Source organism: Glutamicibacter bergerei, assembly GCF_054495185.1.
Genome location: NZ_CM137131.1, coordinates 1,562,186 through 1,588,006, shown reverse-complemented (window position 1 = coordinate 1,588,006; position 25,821 = coordinate 1,562,186). Strand labels below are relative to the sequence as shown.

General features: G+C 55.1%; 18 protein-coding genes. 9 read left to right on the top strand and 9 right to left on the bottom strand.

The genetic code is table 11. The features are described from left to right. Positions 1-8: 8 nt before the first annotated feature. From ACX5K5_RS07185 to ACX5K5_RS07175, 3 genes are all read right to left on the bottom strand, one after another. On the bottom strand, positions 9-2,114 hold the full coding sequence (locus tag ACX5K5_RS07185; protein WP_459175331.1) for a catalase: 2,106 nt from the start codon (positions 2,112-2,114) through the stop codon (positions 9-11). A gap of 174 nt (positions 2,115-2,288) precedes the next feature. Then, the gene (locus ACX5K5_RS07180; RefSeq protein ID WP_346060094.1) at positions 2,289-3,515 is read right to left on the bottom strand and encodes an ammonium transporter; all 1,227 of its coding nucleotides are present in this window, start codon (positions 3,513-3,515) and stop codon (positions 2,289-2,291) included. A gap of 250 nt (positions 3,516-3,765) precedes the next feature. Further along, positions 3,766-4,449, bottom strand: a complete 684-nt coding sequence (locus ACX5K5_RS07175; protein WP_096254957.1) for a hypothetical protein — start codon at positions 4,447-4,449, stop codon at positions 3,766-3,768. A 105-nt stretch (positions 4,450-4,554) separates the two neighbouring features. On the opposite strand from ACX5K5_RS07175, the gene ACX5K5_RS07170 reads away from it, so the two are divergent. Continuing rightward, positions 4,555-5,196, top strand: coding sequence for a DNA-3-methyladenine glycosylase (locus ACX5K5_RS07170; protein WP_459175330.1), 642 nt, complete (start codon positions 4,555-4,557; stop codon positions 5,194-5,196). A gap of 20 nt (positions 5,197-5,216) precedes the next feature. On the opposite strand, the gene ACX5K5_RS07165 is transcribed toward ACX5K5_RS07170, so the two are convergent. Together ACX5K5_RS07165 and ACX5K5_RS07160 are read right to left on the bottom strand one after the other, a co-directional pair. Beyond that, entirely contained in the window at positions 5,217-6,626 is a 1,410-nt protein-coding gene (locus ACX5K5_RS07165; protein WP_459175329.1) for a M23 family metallopeptidase, read from the bottom strand. 294 nt (positions 6,627-6,920) lie between these two features. Beyond that, on the bottom strand, positions 6,921-7,076 hold the full coding sequence (locus ACX5K5_RS07160; RefSeq protein WP_188685437.1) for a hypothetical protein: 156 nt from the start codon (positions 7,074-7,076) through the stop codon (positions 6,921-6,923). Between the two features lie 136 nt (positions 7,077-7,212). On the opposite strand from ACX5K5_RS07160, the gene ACX5K5_RS07155 reads away from it, so the two are divergent. Beyond that, positions 7,213-7,653, top strand: coding sequence for a hypothetical protein (locus tag ACX5K5_RS07155; protein ID WP_443449925.1), 441 nt, complete (start codon positions 7,213-7,215; stop codon positions 7,651-7,653). Between the two features lie 372 nt (positions 7,654-8,025). Further along, a complete protein-coding gene (locus tag ACX5K5_RS07150; RefSeq protein WP_459175328.1) occupies positions 8,026-8,460 on the top strand; it encodes a hypothetical protein in 435 nt (144 codons plus the stop codon). A gap of 82 nt (positions 8,461-8,542) precedes the next feature. On the opposite strand, the gene ACX5K5_RS07145 is transcribed toward ACX5K5_RS07150, so the two are convergent. Then, on the bottom strand, positions 8,543-8,851 hold the full coding sequence (locus tag ACX5K5_RS07145) for a hypothetical protein (protein ID WP_459175327.1): 309 nt from the start codon (positions 8,849-8,851) through the stop codon (positions 8,543-8,545). Between the two features lie 707 nt (positions 8,852-9,558). On the opposite strand from ACX5K5_RS07145, the gene ACX5K5_RS07140 reads away from it, so the two are divergent. From ACX5K5_RS07140 to ACX5K5_RS07120, 5 genes are all read left to right on the top strand, one after another. Next, entirely contained in the window at positions 9,559-10,728 is a 1,170-nt protein-coding gene (locus ACX5K5_RS07140; RefSeq protein WP_459175326.1) for a YihY/virulence factor BrkB family protein, read from the top strand. 951 nt (positions 10,729-11,679) lie between these two features. Next, on the top strand, positions 11,680-12,531 hold the full coding sequence (locus tag ACX5K5_RS07135; RefSeq protein ID WP_459175325.1) for a hypothetical protein: 852 nt from the start codon (positions 11,680-11,682) through the stop codon (positions 12,529-12,531). 9 nt (positions 12,532-12,540) lie between these two features. After that, positions 12,541-12,969, top strand: a complete 429-nt coding sequence (locus ACX5K5_RS07130) for a phage holin family protein (RefSeq protein WP_459175324.1) — start codon at positions 12,541-12,543, stop codon at positions 12,967-12,969. Beyond that, the gene (locus ACX5K5_RS07125) at positions 12,966-13,544 is read left to right on the top strand and encodes a DUF3618 domain-containing protein (RefSeq protein WP_459175323.1); all 579 of its coding nucleotides are present in this window, start codon (positions 12,966-12,968) and stop codon (positions 13,542-13,544) included. The genes ACX5K5_RS07130 and ACX5K5_RS07125 overlap by 4 nt, the downstream gene beginning before the upstream one ends. 486 nt (positions 13,545-14,030) lie before the next feature. Continuing rightward, positions 14,031-14,594, top strand: a complete 564-nt coding sequence (locus tag ACX5K5_RS07120) for a DUF3253 domain-containing protein (protein ID WP_459175322.1) — start codon at positions 14,031-14,033, stop codon at positions 14,592-14,594. Positions 14,595-14,928: 334 nt separating this feature from the next. On the opposite strand, the gene ACX5K5_RS07115 is transcribed toward ACX5K5_RS07120, so the two are convergent. Continuing rightward, entirely contained in the window at positions 14,929-15,213 is a 285-nt protein-coding gene (locus tag ACX5K5_RS07115; RefSeq protein WP_459175321.1) for a hypothetical protein, read from the bottom strand. Between the two features lie 264 nt (positions 15,214-15,477). Beyond that, positions 15,478-17,034, bottom strand: coding sequence for a M23 family metallopeptidase (locus tag ACX5K5_RS07110; RefSeq protein ID WP_459175320.1), 1,557 nt, complete (start codon positions 17,032-17,034; stop codon positions 15,478-15,480). A 1,340-nt stretch (positions 17,035-18,374) separates the two neighbouring features. Here ACX5K5_RS07110 and ACX5K5_RS07105 point away from each other — a divergent pair. Beyond that, a complete protein-coding gene (locus ACX5K5_RS07105) occupies positions 18,375-20,225 on the top strand; it encodes a glycosyltransferase (RefSeq protein WP_459175319.1) in 1,851 nt (616 codons plus the stop codon). A 72-nt stretch (positions 20,226-20,297) separates the two neighbouring features. On the opposite strand, the gene ACX5K5_RS07100 is transcribed toward ACX5K5_RS07105, so the two are convergent. Further along, positions 20,298-25,775, bottom strand: coding sequence for a peroxidase family protein (locus ACX5K5_RS07100; protein ID WP_459175318.1), 5,478 nt, complete (start codon positions 25,773-25,775; stop codon positions 20,298-20,300). Positions 25,776-25,821: the final 46 nt, after the last annotated feature.

Sequence of the window (25,821 nt, the reverse complement as noted above, 5' to 3'; positions counted from 1 at the left end):
CTGGAGCCTTACTCGGCGATAGGGAACCTCTCCCACGCACGATGCGTCGCTAACGAGTCCTCGGCCGTTTGGGCGACCGCACCAACATCAACGGTACTGATCCCTGGAGCATCATCGACAATACCGAGCGCATCCAACAGACCATCACCCTGGCCGTCAATGCAGATAATGGCTTTGCTGTGCCGGTACGCCTCATTGACCAGCAACGACACCCTCGGATCTACCGGAACGAATCCTGCGCTGGGTGCCCCGGCCTTCGCATCAAGCGCTACCGAAGAATCATCGGCCGGCGGAAGCGGTCCAATGAGCACCAACGCATCAAATTCTATGGAACGGGCGGTCAGATACGTGCGGTCAATCGACAGCCCGTCCGCTACCTGTCCGCCTTTCGATGAGACCAGCAAGGGGTTCATTCCCAATCCGGTCAAGTCTTGGGCAATCTGCGCCACGTGCTCTTCGTTACCCCGGTTGAAGATCACCGCAACATTGCGCCCGTCAACCGGCCAACGCTCTCCAATCTGCGAGAGTGCGGCACTTGGCTGTGGCTGCGGCAGGTCTGCGGGGGCCGGCTGTGCTTCGAGCCCCAAGGCCTCGGCCACGGTGGAGGCCAGCTGCTGATCAATGTGCGTCAGGCAGTCCACCTGCCGCTGGCGAACCGCAACATCGGCACACTTACCTAATTCAAAGGAGTACGCCTGCTGCACGTGGGCTTGCTCCTGCGCGGTGAGGCTCAGGTAGAACAATCGCGCCTGGCTGTAATGATCGGAGAAACTCGCCGGTTCGGCACGCACCTTCTCGCTATCCCCCAGTGCTTGGGGAAAGTCCAACGGCGGATGTTCCCCCGAAGCCATCTGTGACATATACGGGCAACCTCCATCCAGGGAATTGGGCTGGTATGGGGCAATGCCCTGCGGCACACGATGTTCGTGGAATCCATCACGGAACATGTCATTGACCGGCGACTGCGGCTGGTTAATGGGGATCTGTGCAAAGTTCGGTCCGCCAAGACGAGTTAGCTGGGTATCAAGATAAGAGAACAAACGTGCCTGCAGCAACGGATCATCGGTGACATCAATGCCCGGCACCAAATGCCCCGGATGGAAGGCAACTTGCTCCGTCTGGGCAAAGTAGTTCTCCGGGTTCCGGTCAAGCACCATCTTTCCCAGGGCCTGGACCGGGGCCAGTTCCTCAGGAATGAACTTGGTCGGATCAAGCAGGTCAATGCCTTCAAAGGTATAGGTGCCATCATCAGGAAGAATCTGCACACCTAGTTCCCACTGCGGATAATGGCCCGCGCTGATGGCCTCGGCCAAATCACGGCGGTGAAAATCCGGGTCGGCGCCTGCCGCAAGCTGGGATTCTTCCCAGACCAGCGAATGCACCCCGAGCGCAGGCTTCCAATGGAATTTCACCAACGAAGATTCACCGCTGTCACTGACCATCCGGAAGGTGTGGACACCGAATCCTTCCATCATCCGGTATGAGCGTGGAATCCCCCGGTCACTCATTTGCCACATTGCATGTGCTTGCGCCGGAGTATGCAGCGACACAAAATCCCAGAACGTATCATGGGCTGATTGCGCCTGCGGGATCTCCACATCTGGATGCGGTTTCGCCGCATGAACCAGATCCGGGAACTTCACCCCATCTTGGATGAAGAACACCGGGATATTGTTCCCCACCAAATCGAAGATTCCCTCCTCGGTGTAGAACTTGGTCGCAAACCCCCGGGTGTCACGCGCCGTGTCCATGGAACCGCGGGAACCTACCACGTTGGAAAAACGGACAAAAACGCGGGTTTCCTTGCCCGGTTGCAGGAAGTCGGCACGGCACAGCTGCGAAGCATTGCCATAACTGACAAATGTTCCGTGAGCGGCTGCCCCTCGGGCATGGACCACCCGCTCGGGGATTCGCTCATGATCAAAGTGCATGATCTTTTCGCGAAGATGGTGATCTTGCAATAGGGTGGGGCCGCGCTCGCCGGCCTTCAATGAGTGGTCGGTGTCGCTCACCGGAGCACCTTGGGTGGTGGTGAGGGTTTCGCTGTCTTGTCCCGGACCCGAGAGTGCTGGCGGATGCGCCGGCGTCGATGGCTGTTCTGGTTGATTTGTCATGACACGTTCCCAGCTTCGAATAGATTGCCTGTGGATGCCAGCCACGTTAGGGAACCTTCAAACTGCTTGCCAGTAAATCAACTAATTCCCATGATTTTCACAACTTCGGCCAAACATGCAGAAGCTCGCCGGCGGATGATCCCACCGGCGAGCTTCCTAGAGTTTCAGATTTTTTCAGGCTTTGTTCTCTGCCCAGAGATAGCCGCTTTCGTTGTGCTCTGCGGCGTCAATACCCTCAATTTCGGTCTGCGCCGAGACACGCCATGGCGTGATTTTCTCGATCACCGTGGCGATAACCCAGGTCATCGCCGCAGAGAACACCAGCACCACCAGGAGCGTCATGAATTGGGCGACCAGCTGGCCTATTCCTCCGCCGTAGAACAACCCGCCGGCGTTCGACTCGGTAGGCAGGGCAAGGAACCCAAGGAACAAGGTACCGATGACTCCGGAGACCAGGTGCACCCCAACCACATCAAGCGAATCATCGTAGCCGAGCTTCCATTTCAGGTTCACTGCCCAGGCGGAGCCGGCGCCGGCAATCAGTCCGAGCAGCAGGGCGGCCCATGGTGCCACGTCGGCACAAGCTGGGGTAATGGCTACGAGTCCCGAGACGAGACCGGAGGCCACACCGACCGAGCTCGGGCGCTGGCCGCGGAGTTTCTCCACGAAGATCCAGCCCAGGATCGCAGCGGCTGGAGCTCCCATGGTGTTGATCCAGATCAGTCCGGCCTGTTCGACGGTGGTGGCGGCCCCGGCATTAAAACCGAACCAGCCAAACCAGAGCAGTGCAGCGCCGAGCATCACCAGTGGGGTGTTGTGCGGCTGGGGACGGTCATGGAAGTTGTGACGCTGTCCAAGCTTGAGCGCAAGAACCAGCGCCGCAACACCGGCGTTGGTGTGTACCACCGCGCCACCGGCAAAGTCGATGGCTTCGCCGAAGATGCTTCCGAGGAAACCGTCTTCTGACAGCATCCCGCCACCCCAGATCCAGAAGGCCACCGGTGCGTAGACCAGCGAAACCCACAGAGGCACGAAGAGCAGCCACGGGGCAAAGCGGCTGCGGTCGGCGATAGCTCCGGAGATGATAGCTACCGAAATCAGCGCGAAGGTCCCGGAGAAACCGGCGGTGAGAAGCCCGGTTGGCTCGGTGTTGTGCATCGCGATGTCGCTGAACGGATTGCCGATAATTCCGGCAATCGCTGGTTGTCCTGCAGAGAGCGAGTAGCCCCACAGGATCCAGACGATGGCGCTCAGTGCTGCGGCGGAGAAGCTCATCAGCATCATATTGACCACACCGGTGGACCGGGTCATTCCTCCGTAAAACAGGCCAAGTGCCGGTGTCATCAAGAGAACTAGCGCTGCGGCGATCATGATCCATAAGCTGGCTGTATCCAACTGCATCAGGGACCCATCTCCTCAAAAGTGTTAGGTGTATCGGTGAGTGAATCTGGTCTTTCAAGTACTAATTCTTGACCAGCGATATTTCGGCAGGAGGCACTTTTGATTTCGGGGACGTGACGATCAACGCTTGCGTGTAACAATCTGCGCTCACAAATGTTTCCGGCTGGTTTCCGTCTTTTCACTCAACGGCAATCGGCTCGGTCTCTGCGCAGAGCAGGAACCGAGCCGATTGTAAGTAATGAAAATATGATCAGAGTTGTTTGAGCTTGATGACCTCAAACTTGGGAACGGTAGTGGATCCACCAATTTGAGTGTCGTAGCTCAAGGATCCGGTGACCGTTGCGGTGACCTGAATGATGTCATCTGCCAGTACGTCATCCAGAATGTCGCAGTCAGATAGACCATCACCGGCGGTAAACATTGAGTTGTGCTCGTAGTCGTACTTTCCCACGTGCGCGTGGGCGACGTCAGCGCGGAAGATGCAAGGGCCAGTGGCCGAATCAAACTGGGTGACCTTGGCATAGATGATGACGTTCTTATCTATGTTCGAGTCTGGCTTCTTCACAATCTGAGCCAGTGCACGCTTGGAAATCTTCTTTGCCTTGTTAGCTTTGGCCGCTTCTGCTTTCTTGGCAGCTTCCTTCGCTGCTTTTTCCTTGTCCTGCTCGGCTTTCTCTTCCGCCTTACGCTCTGCTGCCGCCTTCGATTCCGCTTCGCGCTTCTCCTCGGCTTCACGCAGCTTGGCCGCCTCTGCCTCGACGGTTTCCAGCTGGGCGTTTACGGTATCAAGTTCCGCCTGCAATGCCTGCTTCTCGCTGTCCAGTGCGGCGGTAGATGCTTGAGACGCTTCAAAATCTTGGGTGGAAACGCCACAGGCGGTCAGGGCAAAGAGCAAGGCCAAGAAGCTGGCCAAAGTCACCATGTGCTTTTTCATTGATGTTCCTTTGTGGGTGCGAGGTATCCGATGCCCCATGCATCCGATAACAGCATCTTCACAGCGGCAACCGACACTTTGACCGGATCTGCTAATACTTGAGAGATGAACCGCGAATTTTTCACTCAGGACGCGTTGCATGTTGCACCGAAATTACTCGGCTCCCAATTTTCTGTGGACTCCGCCGAAGGAATGGTGACCCTGCGCATTACCGAGGTGGAAGCCTATATGGGTGTAGGCGCCAAAGGACCGTACGATCCTGGAAGCCATTCAAAGGACCGCCGTACCGAACGCAACGCATCGATGTTTTTGGAGCCGGGCCACGCATACGTGTACTTCAGCTACGGAATGCACTACGCAATCAATTTTGTCTGTTCGCCAGCTGGTTCCGCTTCGGGAGTACTCATCCGCGCGGGCGAGATAATCGAGGGAAGCGAGATTGCCCAACAGAGAAGACTCAGAAAACGCCAAGGCAGCGGCACCAGAATTCCAGGCCGCCAGCTGGCCCGTGGGCCTGGCAACGTGGCTCAGTCGCTGGGCGTCAATCGGATAGAGCATGATGGACTGGATCTGTTCTCCTCCCCTTTCTCGCTGCAAGCACCCCTGCATCACCCGGCGCAGATTTCCAGTGGTCCACGTGTGGGAGTCGCCGGTGTTGCCGGCGGATCCGAGTTTCCATGGCGCTTCTGGTTGCCCGGCGATCCTACCGTCTCTGCGTTTCGGCGCGGACGCAACGCCCCGTTTTAGGGGGTAACACCGACTGAAAACTATTGCTTGCCGGATTCACTGGCCTGCGCCGATGCCGAAGATGCTGAACTCTTGGACTCTTCGTGCCTCGAAGTTGCCCGGGTGGTGGGGGTCTGCTTGGTAGGAGCTACCGGGGAAGAACTCGGAACTTCCTCAATAAGCTGAAGGCTTGGGCTGGGTGTAGCCCTTGGCGTCCGTGATGCTTCGGGCACCGTAGGCTTGCTGCTCGGTGTATGTACTGAAGGCGTCTGTGACGGCGACGTGGTAGACGTTGGGCTGACCGTATGCGAGGCACTGGGCTCAGGCGGCCGGCTCTGGCTCTGCGATGGCGGAGTGCTCAGACTGGGCGTCGGCGAAGACGGCGTAGGCTTCACTTCTTCAGGTTTGCTCGGTGTCGGCGATGATGTTGGCATGGCAGTTTTTGATGGTTCAGCGCTTGGCGACTTGGAAGGTGGCGCAGGAGTTGATGGTGTCGGCGCAACCGTTGGCGGTCTCGGAGCAGCAGATGGCTTCGCCGAAACCGTAGGTTCCGGTTTCGGTATGACCGGCGTGTCATCCTCTGGCACCACCACATCAGGATTCTTTTCTTTTTCAATCTTGTTCTTCGACTCTGCCTTGGGAGCGTTCCTAGCATCCACAGTCAGCCGAGTGGAATCAATCATGGCCTCTGGCTGACCTGGGTTAGCAGGCAAATACAGCCGTGGATCATTCCACCGGCCATCGCTCAGCACCTCAAAATGCACGTGGCATCCGGTGGAGTTGCCTGTGGTGCCCGACAGAGCAATGACTTCTCCTCGCTGCACGTTCTGGCCGGCGCGAACAAGCAGCTTCGAATTATGACTGTATCCGGTATGCACGTCATAGCCGTGATCGAGGGTGACCCGCAGGCCAGAGTGGCCGGCCCAGCCCGCGACGAGCACTCGACCGGATTCGCTGGCGAAGACCGGGGAGCCGCAGGCAATGGGGTAATCCTGTCCAATGTGGATCTGATTCCCCGCACCGGTAGGATTTGCCCGCCAACCATAAGGGCTCGAAATTCTCCGGGTCGTCACCGGATGCATCAGTTGAAGCCCGCCAGGCAGTTTGCCCACAGACCCAACTCGTCCTGCCAATAATGCGCGTTGTGCCGGTTCCTGCGCGGATTTCTGCTGCCCTGGGAACGAAGCTGAGACGTCGTTTTTATGCAGTTGGCCGTTGTCACCAACCTGAACGACTGGGATATTTGCGGGGCGCCCATCAATTGCGAGTTCTTTGCCAGAGCCAGCGAAGACCGCCAACGGCGCAAATTCACTGACCACGATGGGATAGTCGTGAAAGCTGGCCGAGTCCAGGGATTCAATTACCGCCGGTATTGAACCAGATCTGAAGTCTGCTGGCTGAGCCAATAGCGGCCAAGCGAGAGCACCTGTGAGGCTCAGTGCGGACAGCACGGAAGTTGCCCAGATAATCAGCGGTTTCCTGTATCGCGCTCGCTGGGTTCTGGGCAATAGGTAAGTCACGTGGTGTCGGCGTTGCACAATAATCCGGTCCCCCAAAGACGAATTGATTGTAGTGCTCCAGACTATGCCCAATATCCGAAGGAATCTAGACGGACAGCTTATAAAATCCATTTGTCCGTCGACAGGTGGAGCCAGTTCTGAAGATTCCAAAAGATCTTGACTTAGCGGTGGACGGCGCGTAGCAGCCAAACCAGTTATCGTGCGGACGTTGAAGATCTCATCGCGTTAGAAGGCTCGCGGCATGGAGATGTCCAGCACATCCAGCGCATCAAATAAGAAGGAGATTTTTAGGCTGATCAGTCCTTTTATGAAATCCGGCTTCGTTGCTGATAATTCCTCCAGCAAATTCGGAGGTGCTGGAGACTTTATAAGCTCCGGCAAGGAAGATATCCTCAGAAGATCACTCCACGATGATCACCGAGCGCCCAATGCGAAACCCGGGGAATGCGCCTGAATAAAGATTCAGGAAGCTCGTGGTCGAGCAGCTTTCGAACAGCTGCTGTCAACGGAGGAAGATATGAACACCCCTGAACTGCACACGCATGCGATCCAACGCCTCAATGAACTGCTGCACTGCCCCATAGCTCAAAGGCATCTCGCGGCATATGGATGGGTCTCAGGGATGCCGGTAGTCTTTGCGCAAGGTGCCGAGATGGTGGAAGACGTGATGGGCTTTATTTCCATCCATGGGCGGGCCGTACTCTTGGTGCTTACCGATGCACCCAACGATGAACTGCAGCTATGGCATGTCACTGTTCCCAGCCCTATTTTCACCAGAGTCCCGCCTCTGCCGTCTGGGACTACGCTCGCCGAGCTCTGTGTCAGGCACAGCAATAACAGGCTTATGCCGTTCCGCGTCGCTTTCTGGGCGCATAGCGCCGCCATCCACCAAATACCTCTCTATGTTCGCAGCGACAACAGCGATGCAAATGCCACTCCGGCACCCGGCACACACTAAGTGATTGCCCGCTCCCATAAATGCACGCTTTCAGGCCCGATCATCCATCTCAATTCCAGGATATTTCGGCGCTCATGATAATCAACGTGGAGTTCCGGGAATTTGGCTGATGGGACTGGAGTTTTACTCGGATCTATTCGACCCAAGTGTGCCGTATTCAGGCAACTTGAACCCGAGAAATAGCAGATGCCGAGGTGTTGACGTGAAATTTTCTTACCATTCATCTTTATTGCTGGCTTTGCTGCTTCTAATCTTTTAAGCTGGAAGCACACTAGAGAACCGCAACGATGGGCCGCCAGTCTGCGTTGCGTCTTGTTCCAAGCTGATGGGGATCACTCGGAAAATTCAAGAACTATAGTGGAGGTAGTACCAATGCCAGGACGTCTTGTACGTACTCGAACGGCCGAACGCGTGACCGAACTGCTTGGATCACGTGAAGGACGCAACCACCTCGCCGCCTACGGCTGGGTACAGGGAATGCCAGTTATCATGACGGTTCCAACCGAATCTGTCAACGACGTCATGGGCTTGGTGTCCATGCACGGTCGTTCGGTGCTGGTTGCCATGCTCGACGCTGGGACCGATGAGCTCAACTTCTTGCATGTTTCCATGCCGAACCCCGCACTGCAGTTAGTCGATCTGGAAAAGGATACGGACCAGATCCACGAGCTGTTTGTTCGCACGCAAAATCGAGGGTCAGTGACTTTCCGAGTGAAGTATTGGGATTCCTGCGCGGTGGCGCATCCGATCCCTGCATTTAATGCCGTGGTGGCTACGTTGCGCCAAGGGCAACGCTTGAACCCTTGATCCCTGTACCAGCCTTTCAAGGGCAGCTAAAAGAAACCTTTCCTGTGTAGCAAACGCACTGAGTCTGATGACGAATGCCGGGCTACTGCTGGGGGTGCTCGTGCGATTGGTGCTGAAGGTCTTGCTTGACCGCGTCGGGGCTTTCTCCTGCTGCTAGCCGGCGGACGGCTTCCAGTAGATCTTGGACTTCTGTGACGCGGTGAGACCAATACGTGGAATCTAATCCGAAACCGAGTACTGACTCCTTGGCGAACTGCTGCATGGAGTCGCGGTGGGCTTCCAGTGCGCTGGTCAGGTCATCATACTGGTCATCTGAGAGAGACAGATGAATGTCTTTACGGGGAGTGTTCACCATGAACTCCTGGTTGTCCAATAGTTCTGCGGATTTCATACTTTACTCGCCAGTAATACCTATAGGTCAAGACCGCAGAAGTTTACTCAGCAATCCCACAAGATTCGACAGAAGCGCCCGGAAATATTCCTTGCTGAATCACATGGCGCGCATCCTGGAGTGACGCAGAATGGGAATTTCTGGGCAAGTCTCAAGGAACACGGACACGAAACAACGTGATGCAGACCTCACGTGCAGGGGAAAATTTCCCGGCGGCCTGCAGTAAGGAACTGATGCGATTCAAGGCGAGAACACCACGTGGTTTGTATCCATTCGCAGGCTGAGGCAATTTTCGGCCAGCTTGTTCGCACATTCGCCCGGAAGGAAGAGCAATCCACTGGAATCTCCGTCTGCGGACCAGCTACCTTCGAAATCCTGACGCGCACTGTCACGCCATGGAATGAAGCTCTAGCAATTCCCCACGAGACGGCCTTCTATCGTGAAACTGCAGCGAGTCCTGGGATATGCGATACCGTGATTGAATCAGTTCCATCGCGTCGGACAAGAACCAGTAAAACCACTCACCAAGTCGAAACCAGCTGTGCTCGAAGCCAGCGAAGGTGAATTCGTAAGCGATTCTTAGCCGGTGGCCGTCAGCGAACGCTTCCGCACTACCTGAGTAAACTATCTAAGCCGTTGATCTGGGTCGATTGCTTCTGATTGAATGCTTAAAATTTGACTAGCAACGACGTTGCGGAGGTTTTGGAATGTCCAGATCACATTCGGCAGAAGGAAATCCCGCTGAAAGCCGGCTCCAGACCGAGGACGGCACCGCCACCGATACCCGCCGCAAGTATCTAGTTGCCCCGGAACCGGAAGACGAAACCAAGCCGGATTCCCCGACGCAACTGCATGGCAGCTCATGGAAATATGCCTTTAAAAGATCAATCAGCGAGTTCTCGCGCAACAAGTGCACGGACCTTGCCGCCTCGCTGACCTACTTCGCAATGCTCTCCATCTTCCCTGCGCTCCTGGCGATGGTCTCCCTGCTCGGAATTGCGGGGCAGGCAGAAGCGACGACGCGCAACATTGTCGGCATTCTTGAGCAGTTCGCCAGCGATCAGGTAGTCGAGACGTTGAAGCAGCCTATTGAGCAACTCGCTTCTGCTCCGTCCGCCGGACTCGCCCTTGCTGTTGGCCTGTTAGGCGCGCTATGGAGCGCGTCCGGCTATGTGGGGGCCTTTGGCCGCTCAATCAACCAGATCTACGACGTGCAAGAAGGCCGGCCAGCCTACAAACTGAAACCAATAATGCTGCTGATCACCCTGGCCCTGCTCCTGTGCGCGGCGGCCGTAGCGGTGCTGCTGGCTGTCTCGGGTCCTTTGGCCCGTACTCTCGGCGATCTTATCGGCCTCGGGGACACCGCGATCATGGTCTGGAATATCGCCAAGTGGCCGGTAATCCTTCTGGCCGCGATATTCATGATTGCCTTGCTCTACTACGGCACACCAAATGTCCGGCAGCCCAAATTCCGGTGGCTCAGCCTCGGCTCGGCCATCTCCTTGGTGATCTTAGGGCTAGCAACCCTGGGATTCTTCTTCTACGTATCGAATTTTTCAAACTACAACAAGACCTACGGCGCCATTGGCGGTGTGATCGTGTTGCTGTTGTGGATTTGGATTGGAAACCTCTCGCTTCTTTTCGGTGTGGTGTTCGATGCCGAGCTCGAACGCGTTCGCCAGCTGCAATCAGGCATAGCCGCGGAAAGCTCAATCCAGCTGCCACCTCGTGACATCAAGGCAAGCGAGAAACAGGTTGCCAAGGAAGAGAAAGATATCCAACAAGGCGAGGAACTGCGTATTTCCGCAGAGCTGCAACACGAGGAAGCAGAAGAAGATAAGGAAGCGAACTGGAACAAGCCCGAGGCCAGAGAATAAGGAGAAATAACTGTCAAATACGGCTCTTGCATCGCGTTTCGGGACAGCTCCGCTACTACGCCGCCGGTGAGTACAGCGATGCATAGGCGTTGCTTTAACTGGCTCATGCCCTGCATGGTTTCAGTCCAAGAAATCCATCGCGTGACCGAGGCAGCACGCAGCCTGTTTCTGCCGCAACCACCAGAGCCGAAAACGCTGTCCCGATGTGTCTGTATCGTGCAAGAGAAGTCGGGTGAAAACTATCTGGATTTCTGCAGAGATTTATAATCTGTGGCTCGTTGCGGTGCTTTCATAATGTGCCTCCGACACGTTGCCTCTTGTCGACTTGAAAACTATCCAAACCCTGAAAAGGAAGAAATTTTGTTTGTGTGGGGCTTAGCCTGAGAGCTAGGTTCGGCGGTTGACCGAAGAACGTGGGGACGTTCAAAAAGCGCACACCGCCTTCTTGCTGGATAGTGGTTCGCGTTCAGACCGCTTGCAGGAGCCCCGTCGCAGAAATGCGAGGGGGCTCCTGCAATTCTCCGTCTAGTTCCCTGCCGCTTGGCACCCGATCCAATTGCACCATTCTCCAGCTGCCGGAAACCAAGACTCACCAAACAGGCGTCGGACTAAATTTTGATCCCGGCCAGAGTAGCGCCTACTCAAATACATGCTCGATGAAATGGGATGACCAAAGCCAAAATCCCTTTGACCCCACTGGATCAGCTCGGCATTGCGAACGAAGTAGTACCTCGTCCGGTTGCGAAGTTGTACCGTTTGCCATTCGTGGAAATTTTAATCGTGTTCAGATATGAACCGGCTGCGCCCGATGACCAGATCACTGGTCAACGTGTCCCAGTCCACCAAGCTGAAAGAATCCTTATGATTTCGAAGAATTTCCGTCGCAATTCTCGGAGGTCTCTAATCTTGCTCACGTAAGGGACAAGTTCAGACTCTAGTGGAAGGCACGAAATGAGCAACGACCAATTTCCAAGCTCCAGCCCCTCACCGAATTTGCCGGAGCCGGCAACTGGGCGAGAAACTCTCCCACCTGCCGCACCCAACCTGCGCAACGATCAGTTCCTCCCGGAACATGTGGACTTCACTGATGATCTGCACCGCGAGGATTCGACATCGCAGTCCACTACCAGCAAGACAGCTGAAACGGCTAAGGACCTTGCTCAGGAAGGACAGCACGCCGCAACGGAGGTCCTGGACACCGCTAAGCATGAAGCGTCTCTGCTTGGAGAACAGGCCAAAGAGCAAGCAGCGGACCTGCTTGGCGAACTCAGCTCTGATCTGCGTGAGCAGGCCTCACTTCAGCAGCAGAAAGTCGCTACGAATCTGCGTGACATCAGCGATGAGTTCCGCTCCATGCTCGATCAGTCACAGGCTTCGGGCACCGCAGCTACCCTCGTTGACCAAGCCTCCCATCATAGTGGTCAGATTGCCGACTGGCTTGATCAACGAGACCCCGGCGACTTAGTCGACGAGGTCAAGCAGTTTGCGCGCAAGCGTCCCGGAGCTTTCCTGGGTATCGCCCTGGGTGCAGGTCTCCTCGCAGGACGGATCACGCGCAATGCCGGCACTTCGAAGCAGGATGACGGCGGCAAGGAAACCGCGTCAGCGAACGGCTCACGAGTACCGCGGGATACTGAACCCGCTGCCGGATCGCCGGTAGTGGCTGACGAGCATTTGACTCAATCGGCCACTCCGCACACTGACCCAGTGCCACTGCAGTCGCGGGTCCCGGATGAAACCGTTGTGGTCGATCCACTGCGTTCATATCCCCCTGCGGATCCACGCTCCGAAGAGTACAAGTAGGAGGAACCGATGACACATTCGCCTTCAGACTTCGAACCGGGGAATCCGCGAAACGAGGAGCAGCACTCGCTGGGTGAGCTCTTCAGCGACCTGACGCAGAATGTTTCGGTTCTGGTCCGGCAAGAGATAGAGCTTGCGAAAACCGAGCTGAAAGAATCAGCAACCAACGCTGGCCAAGGTGCAGGAATGTTTGCCGGAGCAGGGATCGCCGCGCACTTCGTGTTGCTCTTCCTCTCCTTGGCAGCCTGGGTCGGTCTAGGACAGTGGCTTGGTTACGGTTGGGCGGCATTGATCATCGCGGCAATCTGGGCGATCATCGCAGGAATCCTGGCCGCCGTAGGACGCAAAAAGATCAAAGAGGTCAAAGGCCTGCCTCAGACCGCTGGCACAGTAAAGAAAATCCCTTCAGCTTTTACTCCGAAAGAGGAAACCCCATGAGCAAGGATGCAGACGAACTCAGGGCAGACATTGCCCAGACGCGAGAAGGCCTGCGCAATGACGTTGACGCCATTGTCGACAAGGCAAGTCCTACTCGCATTGCCCATCGGCAGAGCGAGAAATTCAAGAACTCCGTGACCAAGGTCAAGGAATCAGTGATGGGAAGGGGCGAAGAGATGAGTGAGCGTACCCAGCATCTGGGGCACGAAACCCCAGAAGCAGTTCATGATGCGCCGCATAAGGTGGCTGATCAGACCCGGGGCAATCCGCTCGCCGCAGGATTGATTGCTTTCGGTGCTGGCCTGCTGGCGTCCTCCATGATTCCCTCGACTCGTGCAGAGGAGGAACTTGTTGGGAAGGCCAAGGACAAAGTTGAACCGCTGGCCACCGAGCTCACCGAGACGGCTAAACAAATTGCTCAGGATATGAAAGAGCCAGTGGCTACAGCAGCCGAAGAGCTCAAAGACTCATCCCAGCAGTCCATGGAACGAGTCAAATCCGAGGCTTCCAGTGAGACTGAGCATCTTCAGCACGAAGCTCAAGGCAGCATCGACGAATATAAAAACCAGAGCTAAATAGCTATTGTCCGTGTATCGGCCGGTGATCCCCTTGGGGACCACCGGCCGATACACGCACTGGAGGCGGGCTTTATTCGCAGGTGATCTGTAAGACGATTCCCAGTGCGTGGCCATACAGCATCACTGAGCATGGGATGCGGATTTTATGCTTCATCTCAGGGTTATTCTGGGCCTAGGTTGGCCGTGACAGCAACGGTTCCTGCATGGTAGAAATGCCGGCTGTGGTCAAGCAATGGCTCAGGCTTCGCGGAGTGAATTTACCGTGATAAGTCTGTGAAAACAGCAGTTACCCGCCCGCCATTAGCGGGCGGAGCGCGGATGTAATCGGCGGTTCACTGGAAGTGGGCGGCTCCCCCGCCATGGTCTGCACCTGGATCTGCCATACGTTGAACAGCCTCCGGGCTTGCCCAAGGTTCCGAGGACAACTGGCAACCCGATTGCTAAAAGTTGCATCGCAAGGTGCCGGCACGGCTGGCAAGCACTATGGAGCACAGCCAGAATCAGATCTTTGAAGCAACCAAACCACTGAACATGGGGAAGCTGATGACACCGGAAGAGAATGCACCTGAGACCACACCCGACGGACATTACCTCATCATCAAAGGGAGGAAATGGAGGGCTTCCAATCCCTCAATTCCCCCGAAGCTTCGCCAGGAACTGGTCGACGAACTGATGTCCGCTCGCCGTGCGGTGAAGGAAGGCAAGGCCGACGCCAGGAAAAGGGTGAATGACGCAAAGGTTGCACTGGGAGAACGCGGCCAGCCCTGGTGGGAGGATCCCGAGCCCAAAGCACTAAGCGACCGGACGGCAGCGGCCATCCGGGCCTTGTTGAGCAAAAGGTCCGGCACTTCCATCTGTCCCAGCGAGGTGGCACGCATAGTGTGCGGACCAGAAAATTCCTGGCGCGGTTATATGAACCACGTGCGCCAAATAACGGCAGAAATGGCCGCCCAAGGCGAGGTCATAGCCACTCAAAAAGGCAAACCAGTAGAAGCCGACCGTGTTCGCGGTCCAATCCGGATTAACCGCAGCAACCCAGGAAAATAAGCGGCCGCTGAACTGTGGAAACTGTCCTGTCCAACCTCAACGCCTAAACCGAACGGTGCGTTAATGTTTCATCGAGGTTGGCTTGATGCAGGCACGCAGAGTGGTACTTCTAGCGTCGACCGGATACGACCGATGATTTATTAGATTGCCCGGAAAATTCGACGCACCTGCGGACTGAATGCGCCCACCCAGAAATTTTATTGCTGCTCCTGAATATCTCCAAAGATTTCGGGCTGCATAGGAGGTAAAGCTAGGAGCCCTCAGCTTCTAAGAAGTTGAGGGCTCCTGCTATCAAATTTTGGTGTCCCCCACGGGAACGAACGGCTCTCAGCTTCTAGGAGTCGTTGCTCTCTTGGATTGCGCGATCACTAGTCATATCGTCATCGCCGTATGACTGCTGAATGTCGGTGGCACCTTCAGACATTTCCGACTCGTCTGCGTCATTCGAAGGAAGGTTTTCGCTGTTTGATTCTTCTGCGCCATAAGACTGCTGGATGTCGGTCGGCCTGCCGATGTTCTCTGAAGCGTTGGAGTCCCCTCGGTTGCCGGGCTGCTTCCTATCTTGGTTGTCGGCATTGTCAAAATTCCCGAATTGCTTATTGGCATCTTGCTCAGACATGGTGTCCTCCCTTGCTCGGTGGTTTCTAACATTGTTAACGCTAGGTACCCGCTGGAGAAGGCACAAGGAGTCTTCCCATACTCCAAGCTAAGGATGAGAAACGATCTGGCAGGAGATTTTTGCGGTTCAGAATCCTCTTGATCCACCATGTGGGCTCGCACAAGACAATCGAATAAGGGTCAATGTCCGGCGTGCCGCGAGGAATCAGAGCTAGGTGAAAGTTCGTCTGAAAAACCCCGTGCCAAAGACCGCCAAAAACCACGTTTAATTCGATTGCTTCTTTGACTCCGCGTCAATCTGGCTGGCCGAAGAATTCGGTCTGTTTGATTCTTCAGGTAGCTGCGTAGCGCGAACCGTTGGACCCTCTAGCGTTGGTAACGCTGCTGTTTCGCTTGGCATAACCCGAGGTTCCTTTGTCGCTTTAGGACTCTCGCTACGCGGTAGAGCTACGCTCGGCTGAACGCTTTCTAAGGGTTTCGCGGTCGGTTTCGGCGATTCTACGTTTGGTTCCTTCTCCTTGGGCTTTAGTGTGGGTGAAACACTGGAAGTAGGAGTCGCTTTCGGTGTTTGCGTCACGTCCGGTGACTTGCTCGGCCGGTTAGTCGGTGATGAAGATTCACTTGGCTGCTGGCTTGGAGTCGGTTCCTTCGTCTCGCTCGGCGAAGGCGTGGGCTTTTTTGTTGGCTTGTCTGAAGGCGACTTTGACGGCTCAGGTTTGGTTGTTGGGCTCGCTGACGGTGATTTTGACGGAGCAACAGATTCAGATTCCGTAGGTTCTGGCGTGGGTGACGTCCTGGGCTTTGGCTTTTTCTCCGGTTCAGGAGCTGGGACCACAGGCGTATCATCTTTCGGCACGATCACGTCTGGATTCTTTTCCTTCTGCGAGTCTTTGCTCTGACGCTTATCTTCTTTCGGGGTGCTATTTTCTTTTCCCTTCGGCGCGCTGTCTGCATCCACGGTCAGCTTCGAAGAGTCAATCAATGCCCGGCGCTGGCCTGGGTTGGTTGGCAAGTACAAGCGTGGGTCGTGCCAGCGTCCACTGATCAACACTTCAAAGTGCACGTGACATCCCGTCGAGTTCCCAGTAGTTCCGGACAAGGCGATTACCTCACCTTGACGAACGCGTTGGCCAACCGTTACGAGAAGTTTTGAGTTGTGGCTGTAACCGGTTTGCACGTTGTGCCCATGGTCTATGGTCACCCGCATTCCCGAATGCCCGGCCCAACGGGATACCGAAATAGTGCCAGCTTCACTGGCATAGACCGGTGAGCCACAGACTATGGGGTAGTCCTGACCAATATGAATCTGGTTGCCGGCACCGGTTGGATTGGCTCGCCACCCGTATGGGCTTGAAATTCGCCGCGTGGTCACCGGGTGCATCAATTGCAACGCACCGGGTAGCTGCCCCTTAGAAGCGACCGACCCGACAAGCAATGCCCGTTCAGCTGGCGCATTTGAATTCCGTGGCGACTTGAGGTCATTGGTAATTTGTTGGGCATCCGCAGCTTGTTCACCGTCTAAGTCCCAGACGACCAGTGGCATATTTTCTGGACGCCCATCGATAGCTAGTGCCTTACCCGATCCGCCAAAGACCGCCAGCGGTGCGAACTCGCTGACTACAACAGGATAATATTCAAAGGTACTGTTCTCCACCGAGCCAAGCATGGTCGGCAGCACGCCGGATCTGAGCTCAACGGGTTGCGCGAGGATCGGCCAAGCTAGCGCGCCCGTTAGTCCGATGGCAGAGACTACCGAAGTAGTCCAGACCGTCAGCGATCGCCGACGCTGTCTCGCTCGGCGCCTGGGCAATAAATAGGTCACATGATGACGTCTAATCACAAAAATCCAGTCCCCCCAAAGACGAATTCATTGTTGAGTTCAAGAATATGCTGAATCTAAAAAGTAATCTAGATCACACCTGAAACAATCACCGCCCACGCGGTCAATAGATGACCCCGTATTTAATCTCTTCAGATCAGACGCCACCACAGGATTGACCGAAATAGAAGTATTTTCCCGGATTCACTTCCTATGTAGCAACACTCTGGATTCAAGTCTGCATAGTGAAGAATCAGTACACTCCATCAGGTCATCGGCATATGAAAACAACTTAGGCTCCAGAACCTTTCCCTTGAACGAGCAGCCACTCAGGGTGACCCACACGTGCCGATTTTCATTGGCGAGCAAGGCAGACATCGATAGGATTTGGCATCTTTGTTGCTGACTAATTTCAGAGTTTGGCACGGGCTTAAGCCATTGCAAAACTTCTTGAGAGAATTCTCCTGCTAACTGATCAAAGTTTTACGCCGATACCGGTATTTGATGTTCATTGCCTGGGTTTATTGAGATACTTCAAATATGGGAAATTTTCATTTGGGGAGAAAAGCACTCGCTGCCATTGGGCTAGTTGGACTGTGCATATCTACAGCCTCGTGTACTACAAATACCGCGCCGGAACCGGCCGAGACGTCAAGCACGAAATCCACGATTACAAGCGCCGCGGATGCTGAGTCCGAACAGCCAACTTCCGTCACTGCGTTGCCGCCTGTAGCTACAACTCCCGGTTCACAGTCGGTTCCACCGGCCAGTGAATCGAAAAAACCAGGCAATTCAAACCACGGGGAAATCGTCATCAGTATCCAGGATGACTCCTTGCCAGCCGAGTCCAGATGCGAAGGTTTCGCGTCAAGCGACGATGAGGTGAATTCCGGCGGAGGCGGTCTAGGCGGCGCCACCCAAAAACTAGGTTCCATCACGGTTTCCGAACCAACCAAGGTATCTTTACTTCCGGGCACCTACCAGATTGGGATCAACTGCCGCCTCGACTCAGTGAAATGGGCGGCTACGAGTGCTCCAACCCAGGTGGTTCGGGGCAAATCCATTGGGCTTCGGCTCCAACCGGAGTTGTCAAAATAGCCGTGTCGTGACCTAGTTGCTAGCGCCCAAAAATCAAGTTCAGAAAAAATCGCACAGACTGCGCAAATCCGTCGTTGACCTGTTAGTCCTTGCATTGTTCAAGAATAATACCTGCATTCATTCCTAGCCCGGACAGGCTCGTTTGTCCGGGCTAGACACGGCTTAGAACTAATGAATTTTCAGTCCAATATTTTTGGCTAGACTTATTCGCAGCGACCAATAATTAACCATCCGTGAAAGTAGCTATGATGAGCTTGGAAAATCATTCCAATTCGGTAACCCCGCTGTTCAGTGAGCCCGCTAACCTGCTACCAAACGCCTTAACCACGCTGATGGTGACGTGGACAGTAGAAGAAATATTCGGCGGAATGACTGCCATGTGTCTAAGGCGAGCCAATATTTTCCATGAGCAGGGTGTTCCTACCGCGGTTGTCAGCTTTGCGCTGAATCAGGACTTCGTTGCCACTCGGAATACCCTGGTCGCCTCAGGTAAGCTGCACGCTGACGTTCCAATTATCAATCTTCACGAGTATTACGACCAGAACTTGCCCGAGACTCCGCCTGGAACCCTCAACGCGACCAAACTAGACGGGCCGCAATGGGGAGTGCCTGAAGAAACTTATCGCTCAGATGACCAAACTCTCTTGTCGCGCGATTATTTAGTCGATGATAATTCAGCCTTACGTCGCCGTGAGTATTATCGCCGCGATGGGAGCATATATTTAATCGACTGCACACTCCCACAAGTTAAAAATGCGACTAAAACACGCCGAGTTTTACAGCTGTTGGGTTCAGAAAATCGACCCGTCGCAGAATTCACTTCGGCTGCGAAGCTTTACCGACACTGGCTGTCAGTAATCGTGGGCAACGTTGACACCAATCTGATTGTAGATAGCAAGTATTCCGCCGGTTTCTTGAGCTCCTGGAAGCACCCTGGCTCCGTGAAGCTCTTTGCTTTTCACAGCACACATATTAAGGCTGGGGAAAATACACTTACTGGACAATTGTCAACGTCTCACGCTCCTGTGATCGATCAACGCCACGACTGGGATGGTCTAGTCTTTCTGACCAAATCACAGCGGGATGCATTCACTCAACGTTTCGGCGACGATGCTGACAGCTTCGTCATTAGTAATCCGACTGAGGGTCCCACATCGTATCCGCCGTACGAAAAACGAAATAGCAAAAAAGTCGTCTACGTGGGACGGCTCGCCGGGGGCAAACGAGTAAAAGATGTTATTGACATCGTCGATTTAGTGTCCAGGTCTGCCGAAGGTGTCACATTGGACATTATCGGAGACGGCCCCGAGCGCGAAGAACTAGAAAAACACGTGCAAAACTTGGGCCTAGAAACAACCGTCAAGTTCTTAGGTCACGTTTCTTCTGTATCCGAACATCTACAACACGCTAATGTCCTATTGCTCTGCAGCAGCTATGAGGGGCAATCATTGGCAATTTTGGAAGCTCAGGCACACGGTTGTGTCGCGGTGGCTTACGACGTCGATTTCGGCCCGCGTGATGTGATTGAGCATGGCGTTTCGGGATATCTGGTTCCATACCTGGATAAGAATGCAGCCTCGGAGATCATCACTCGACTTGTGCATGATTCAAATTTGGCTTCCAGTATTTCCTATGAAGGATTTACCCGCGCAGTCAATTTCAACAATGAGTCAACCTTCAACCGCTGGCAGCACGCCTTAGCCAACGCTAGGGAGCGCCAGTTGCTGCGCGAAATGCTAACCGAGATCAAACCGGTACTCGAAGCCATGCGTTTCCTCAGAGGTGGAGCCATAGAGCTCACGGTGGGCTGGGAAGAACAGCAGCTGGACTTTGATTCACTGCAGCTTCTTATCGAGCCCCGGGGAACCTCGTCCCTTGAAAGCCGAGTAGTTATAGACCCCTCGGCGTTGAGCAATGGAAGTGCGTCATTTAGCATCCCCAGCGATATCCGAACCACCATTGCCGCTAAAGAGCCACTGGACCTGAGCGTACGCCTGCGCTCTGGCGACGCTCAAGCGGTACTTCGCTTGGGTGCGCCTAAGGGCCAGATGCTGCAGCCATATCTGACTGCGTATGGAAACCTGAGCCTCAAGTAGGCTCACTGAACACAAAAGAGGGCGCCGCCTGCAATGAATAATCATTGCAGGCGGCGCCCTGTTGCTGCCTAGTTACTCGGCCGGAACTGGGTCCGGAGCCGGGTTTGCCGGGCTAGGGATCAGATCCGTCGCGTTGGAGTACGCGACCTCTTCTGTTCCCAGGTCATCGGTGTAGCCGATTGACAAGCGGACGAATTGATTTTGCTGTCCGGTACTCACCGTAAAGCTGGTCATATTCGAACCGTCACCGGATGCACCTTCGATATCGCTCCAGGTGTCACCGTCTTCACTCTGCTGCCAGATGTAAACGCCACCGGGCTCTTCGAGTACCGACTCGGCACCATCTGCGTCAGACATCTGGGTGGTGATATGCAAGACATCTCCAACCGAAGCTGCCTGAGGAGCAATAACCGGGCCGACCGGAGCGTCATTCACGTTGGCCACCGCTTCGGTTCCTGCCGAGGCGATTTGTTCGTGAGTGCCGTTGCCGTCAATGTAGGTCACCTGGACCCGTACCGGTGCGCCAACCTCGGCGTCGGTGAGGGTGAAGGTTCCGGACTCGTTGGTCTGGGTGGTGACCCAGGTGTCGGAGAACGGATCGGTTCCGGCTTCCACGAAGGACTGCAGTGAGAAGGTCAGACCCGATTCAATACCGTCGACATCCGTGACTCCACTGGCATCGGTGGTGACTTCCCCGTTTTCAGTGATTGGATCAGCGTGGGTAAGCAGAACTTCACCGGCCGCCTGACCGCAGGTCGCCTCGGTGCTTAGCGGCAAACAGAGCACGGTGTCATTGAACTGAATGCGTTCAATGTTGCGCAGCACGTTAGCCATCTCTTCACCTTCGAGGGTGTTCACTACCTTCACTACGTTGGCCTCCAGCTCGGTGACCGTGTAGTCAGCTTCGATACCTTCAAAGACCACCGTGTCGATGTTGTCCGCTTCGTTATCCAGTTGGAGAACTTCGCGAACCACATGCAGCTCGGTTGGGTTGATGGTGCCGTTGAGCATCCGGGTGTTGAAGGCACGCATTGACTCTTGCGATTCAACTGCACCGCCTTCTGGACGGTATTCAAGGCGAACATTGAGCCAGGCATCGCCGTCAACGAAGTTTCGTCCGTCGCGAGGTTCAATCAAGTCCGAACCCAAGCCGCCTACCAGAATGTTGTTGTTGAAGTCCCCGTCATAGCTGACCGGATCATCTTGCAGGAATGGCCGGGCGTATTCTGGGATTTCTCCGCCGCCAAGCAACTCACGCAAGTTATCGATGCGATCCAGGTGAGCCTGGGTCAGATCGTGTCCGTAGCCGATGGCTCCGCCAGCCGGGTCGAAGGTGAGGTCGATGCCGCCTTGTGAACCGCGGAGGATGTCATCGCCGTTCCAGCCACTGGTTGCCTCGGTTTGCAGGAACCTGTCTCTGATGGAGGTCAGATCCTGTGGCATTCCGACAATGAATCCCATATCGGCGTTGACCGGTGTGGTGTGATCCTTGTGGGTCACCCAGTCGAATCCGAGGACACCTGAGTACCTGTCGGTACCCGGGCCTGCCACCATGATGTCGTCTCCGCCCTCTGCGTCGAGGTCATTATTGCCGCCGTTGCCGATCAGCACGTCGTGACCACCGTGGTAGAGGTTTGGATCATTGAACATCGTGTTGCCCATGTCGCCCTGGACGAGGTCGGCACCGCCTAGGCCTTCCAGCCAGTCGTTGCCTTCATCGCCGTAGAGTACATCCGGACCGGTGGAACCGAGCAGGAAGTCATCTCCCAGGCCAGCGTGTGCGGTGACCCGATCTTGACCGCCGAGCATATAGTCAATTCCGGAACCGCCGAAGGTCAGGTCGTTGAAGCCAGGCCCGGGGCTGAGCACGTCGTTGCCGGCTTCACCCTGCAATCTGTCTCCATCACCGAAGAGGTCGGTCACGATGTCATCTCCGTCGCCACCCATCAGCGAGTCAATACCATCATCACCTTCAATCCGGTCATTACCGCCACGGCCCCAGATGGAATCATCGCCTAGTCCGCCGCGGATGCTACTTGCCTCATCGGTGTCCTGGACAACAATGTGCTCCGCTCCGTTGAACCGCCAGCCCTCTGCTGCCGAACCGGTCAACCCGGCGGCGTTGAGATTAGCTTGGGTGTCAGTCATGTTGAATGTCAGCTGCGGAGCAGCGAAAACATCATGCGGCACCTTGTCGGCACTGGTGTTGCGGATAACCAGCTGGGAAAGTGAGTTCGCTTCCAACGAGTGGAAGAGAGTATTTCCCAGGTTACGGGTCAGGTAGTAGAACCTGTCACCGTTTTGCAGGTCTTCGAGCTGATGCTCGAACACGTAGTTGAACGTTGAACCGAGCATGCCGCCAAAGAGGTAAGGCTTCTCCGCCAGTCCACCCATCCACAGGTCGATATCGTTGACACCGGTCTCTGCTGCAGGAAGTGCCATATAGGCTGCGTCTGCGGCCAATGCGGTGCCTGCTTCACGCTTGGCAACAAGCGTGTCAGCTGCGGTAACCGACTCGTGGGTGGAGTAGGCAGCCAAGAAGTTGCTGATCGATTCAGGGTTCTTCATCGATAGCCGGAAATCTTCCCAACTGTCATATGGTTCAAGCTGCGGGTCACCGGATTCGTTGAAGAACGTCTCGCGAGCGGTCTGCATTGAAGGAACGCCGGTATCCCTTGCCCGGGCAAGGTTGATAGTTGGCAGATCCAGTGGCAGACCCAGCAACTTGTTGCGCAGCGTGTCGGTGACAAACTCGTCGATGCCGTTAGCCGTTTGATTGGCCAGGCCCTTCAAGATGCCGCCTGCTGATTCATCGGCGCTCAACGCGGTGCCATCTGGCGCCGTGGCGAAGGCCGTTGGATTCAAGAACGCATCCAGCAACGGAGTTTCAACAATCACTCCGTTGTGTTCGCGGGGAACCGTCTCACGCAGCATGGAGTGGCCGAAGCGGTACACCGCGTGCGCGAACTCGGCGTTGATCGATGAATTCACATTTGGCTGGTAGGAGTTCTCATTGAGAACAACTGGGTCAATAGCCGGCTGGATACGCCGGGCGAATTCCTCGAACACCAGGTGCTGGTACTGCATTTCGGTGATGAAGCGACCTGCTTGGTACAGACGCTCACCGTAATCCCAGAACCCATCCTTTTGGAAACGTTCCAGCAATGACGCTGGCAGATTTGTTTCCAGTTCATCCTTGATCTGCGCTGTCACCCGGTTGTGTTCAGAGTGGAACACGTGGTGGATGGAAGTCAGCCCGATATTCTCATTACCGCGACCGTCACCGGTGATGTAGTGGTTTTCCAAGGCAACGTTGTCGTAGCCCGGGATCTGCGGACCATCCGGGTCAACTGGATTATCAACCAAGAGCGGTGTTGCGCCATGGGCAATATCATCAAGGAATGATGCGTTAGCCGTGAGCGAGCCTTCGGTTGAAAGTGGTGTGGTGCGATCGCCTGGCTGCAACCCATCTGCAAAGGCTAGCTGTGCTTGGCCGTTGCCGCTGAGGATCAATCCACCATAAGGATCAGTGGCAATCAACGGAACATCCAGGACATCAAAGTCGTCCATCGCAATACCCAAGATGTCACGAGCCTGATCCTTCACATTCTTCCAGGTTGGAAGCCCTTCGCCACCCTCACCGTTGAGAATCTTTCCGGTTGGAACCGGCGAGCCGGCAGCATTCAGAACATATTCACGCATGAATGCGTTGTGTGAAGCGTGGGAACCATAGGTCTGGTTCTGGTCCACGAAGGGGGTAGTCCGGTTGACGTGCTCGCGCTGTCCACCAGTGTCGTCGATGGTGGCACGAGTCAGCGTCAGGAAGTTCGTTCGAGCACCATCTACGTATAGCGGATCATCTGGCTGCAGCGGAACCACTACGGTTCCGTTGCCGCCCTTGGAGACCAGATCCAACCCGTGATCAAAGAACTGGCCAAAGATGGTGAACAGACTCGTGGCCGAAGCCGAGAGTCCTTCATCCGTGGCGATATCCGGGATCGTATAGTTTGAACCAGGAATCATTGGGGCAACTAGCCCATCAAGTGTTGGGCCAACTGCCGCATTTCCACCGAGGATAACAATCTTTGATGGCTGCAAGCGGGTAAGTTCCGCTTTCACAACATCCGGGAGCGCTCCATCACGCGGAACCAACAGAATCGGCCCCCCATTGGAGCCAGCTACCGACGCAATTGACAAAGCATCGGGAAAATTCGAACTAGTAGTCAGATACGCGACTGGAACGGGCGGAACGAAGAAAGCTTCCGAGACGAGCGCAGCTGTTTCGACAGAACCTGCACCACCAATGCGTTCAGTCGTCCACGAACCCGCTAGGGTCTCCTGGACAGATGTCGATACTGCAAGATGACCTCCGATAATCACAACTTTGTCCGGATTCAAACGTTGTATCTCCGCAAGAACAACCGAAGGAATGGAATCGCGAGTAACTAATAATACCGGCGAATTATCGCGTGCTGCTGGCGATGCAACAGCTAGAGCATCCTTAAAACTTTGCCCCGTTGCGATAAATACAGTGCCAACCGGCGAATCACTCACTGGATCTGGATGTGAATACTTGCTGATTTCGACGGCTGTGTCATAGGAACTTGCGCCCGCAATTCGAGTAACTCCAGCAGGTGCATAGGACTCCAATTCAGCCTTCACGGATTCACTAATAGCCAAAGCGCCACCAGCAATGATGATTCGCTCCGGGCTTAGTCTGGTGAGCTCAGTAGCTGAAACATCAGGAATACTATTTGTATCAACCAATAGAACCGGGGCGCCAAGCGACTTAGCTAACGCGCTAACGGTCAACGCATCAGTAAAGTAGTTCACCCGAGCAATGATCACAGTGTCAACATTTTCCGGAAAATTCGCTGCACTTATAGCTGCAGAGGTTGCCACCGAAGTCGGTCCGGATAACCTAGAAGCTTCACCGAAACCTTCCAGACCAGCTCCTTCAACCCGCTCAGCAACCGCGCCTGCAGCGTCGTTGGCCACAGTCTGATCAACAATCAGGTTACTGATGATGCGTGGTTCAGAATCGTAGACGAATCCTTCGGTCTGCGAATAACTTGTCTGTGATCCTGGCTGATCGGTGTCATTACCTGGTGCGCGCGGTGGTGTGGCTTCCGCGTCCTGATATTCCGCGTCGAGGAGACGAGGGAAAACTTCTTGCGCTGTGCCGTATCCATCTTGGCCAGGCATGAGGTTGTTCCACCGCCCGTCGACTGTGCGCAACCCAAATGGCAAAAGCGGCGATCCGACACATGGATCCCCGTCAAGGTCAAAGTGAGTTTGTTTTGGAATATCAAAGGTGGACGTCGACTTACATAGTGGCGACGAAGCTGGGTCTGCGACCGAATCTTCAGCGTGAGCCTCAGAAATCTCAATCTGTTTGATGATGAATTCAAGATCTCCTTGGGAGACGTTGAAATCCTGACCTGGCGGCGGTGCCGCGACTGCTGCCGGGACACCTATCATCGCCCCCGAAAACACCATGGTTGCGGCTACAACAATTGAGCCGACTTTGGCGCCCGGTGATCCGGGCACACCTCTCCTGCGTGGCATCTTATTTCTCCCCAAAGAAATGGTCCCA

Bases quoted from the DNA above. Each gene is read 5' to 3' on its own strand.
- ACX5K5_RS07185 (WP_459175331.1), bottom strand. From the start codon at position 2,114: ATGACAAATCAACCAGAACAGCCATCGACGCCGGCGCATCCGCCAGCA.
- ACX5K5_RS07180 (WP_346060094.1), bottom strand. From the start codon at position 3,515: ATGCAGTTGGATACAGCCAGCTTATGGATCATGATCGCCGCAGCGCTA.
- ACX5K5_RS07175 (WP_096254957.1), bottom strand. From the start codon at position 4,449: ATGAAAAAGCACATGGTGACTTTGGCCAGCTTCTTGGCCTTGCTCTTT.
- ACX5K5_RS07170 (WP_459175330.1), top strand. From the start codon at position 4,555: ATGAACCGCGAATTTTTCACTCAGGACGCGTTGCATGTTGCACCGAAA.
- ACX5K5_RS07155 (WP_443449925.1), top strand. From the start codon at position 7,213: ATGAACACCCCTGAACTGCACACGCATGCGATCCAACGCCTCAATGAA.
- ACX5K5_RS07150 (WP_459175328.1), top strand. From the start codon at position 8,026: ATGCCAGGACGTCTTGTACGTACTCGAACGGCCGAACGCGTGACCGAA.
- ACX5K5_RS07145 (WP_459175327.1), bottom strand. From the start codon at position 8,851: ATGAAATCCGCAGAACTATTGGACAACCAGGAGTTCATGGTGAACACT.
- ACX5K5_RS07140 (WP_459175326.1), top strand. From the start codon at position 9,559: ATGTCCAGATCACATTCGGCAGAAGGAAATCCCGCTGAAAGCCGGCTC.
- ACX5K5_RS07135 (WP_459175325.1), top strand. From the start codon at position 11,680: ATGAGCAACGACCAATTTCCAAGCTCCAGCCCCTCACCGAATTTGCCG.
- ACX5K5_RS07130 (WP_459175324.1), top strand. From the start codon at position 12,541: ATGACACATTCGCCTTCAGACTTCGAACCGGGGAATCCGCGAAACGAG.
- ACX5K5_RS07125 (WP_459175323.1), top strand. From the start codon at position 12,966: ATGAGCAAGGATGCAGACGAACTCAGGGCAGACATTGCCCAGACGCGA.
- ACX5K5_RS07120 (WP_459175322.1), top strand. From the start codon at position 14,031: ATGGAGCACAGCCAGAATCAGATCTTTGAAGCAACCAAACCACTGAAC.
- ACX5K5_RS07115 (WP_459175321.1), bottom strand. From the start codon at position 15,213: ATGTCTGAGCAAGATGCCAATAAGCAATTCGGGAATTTTGACAATGCC.
- ACX5K5_RS07105 (WP_459175319.1), top strand. From the start codon at position 18,375: ATGATGAGCTTGGAAAATCATTCCAATTCGGTAACCCCGCTGTTCAGT.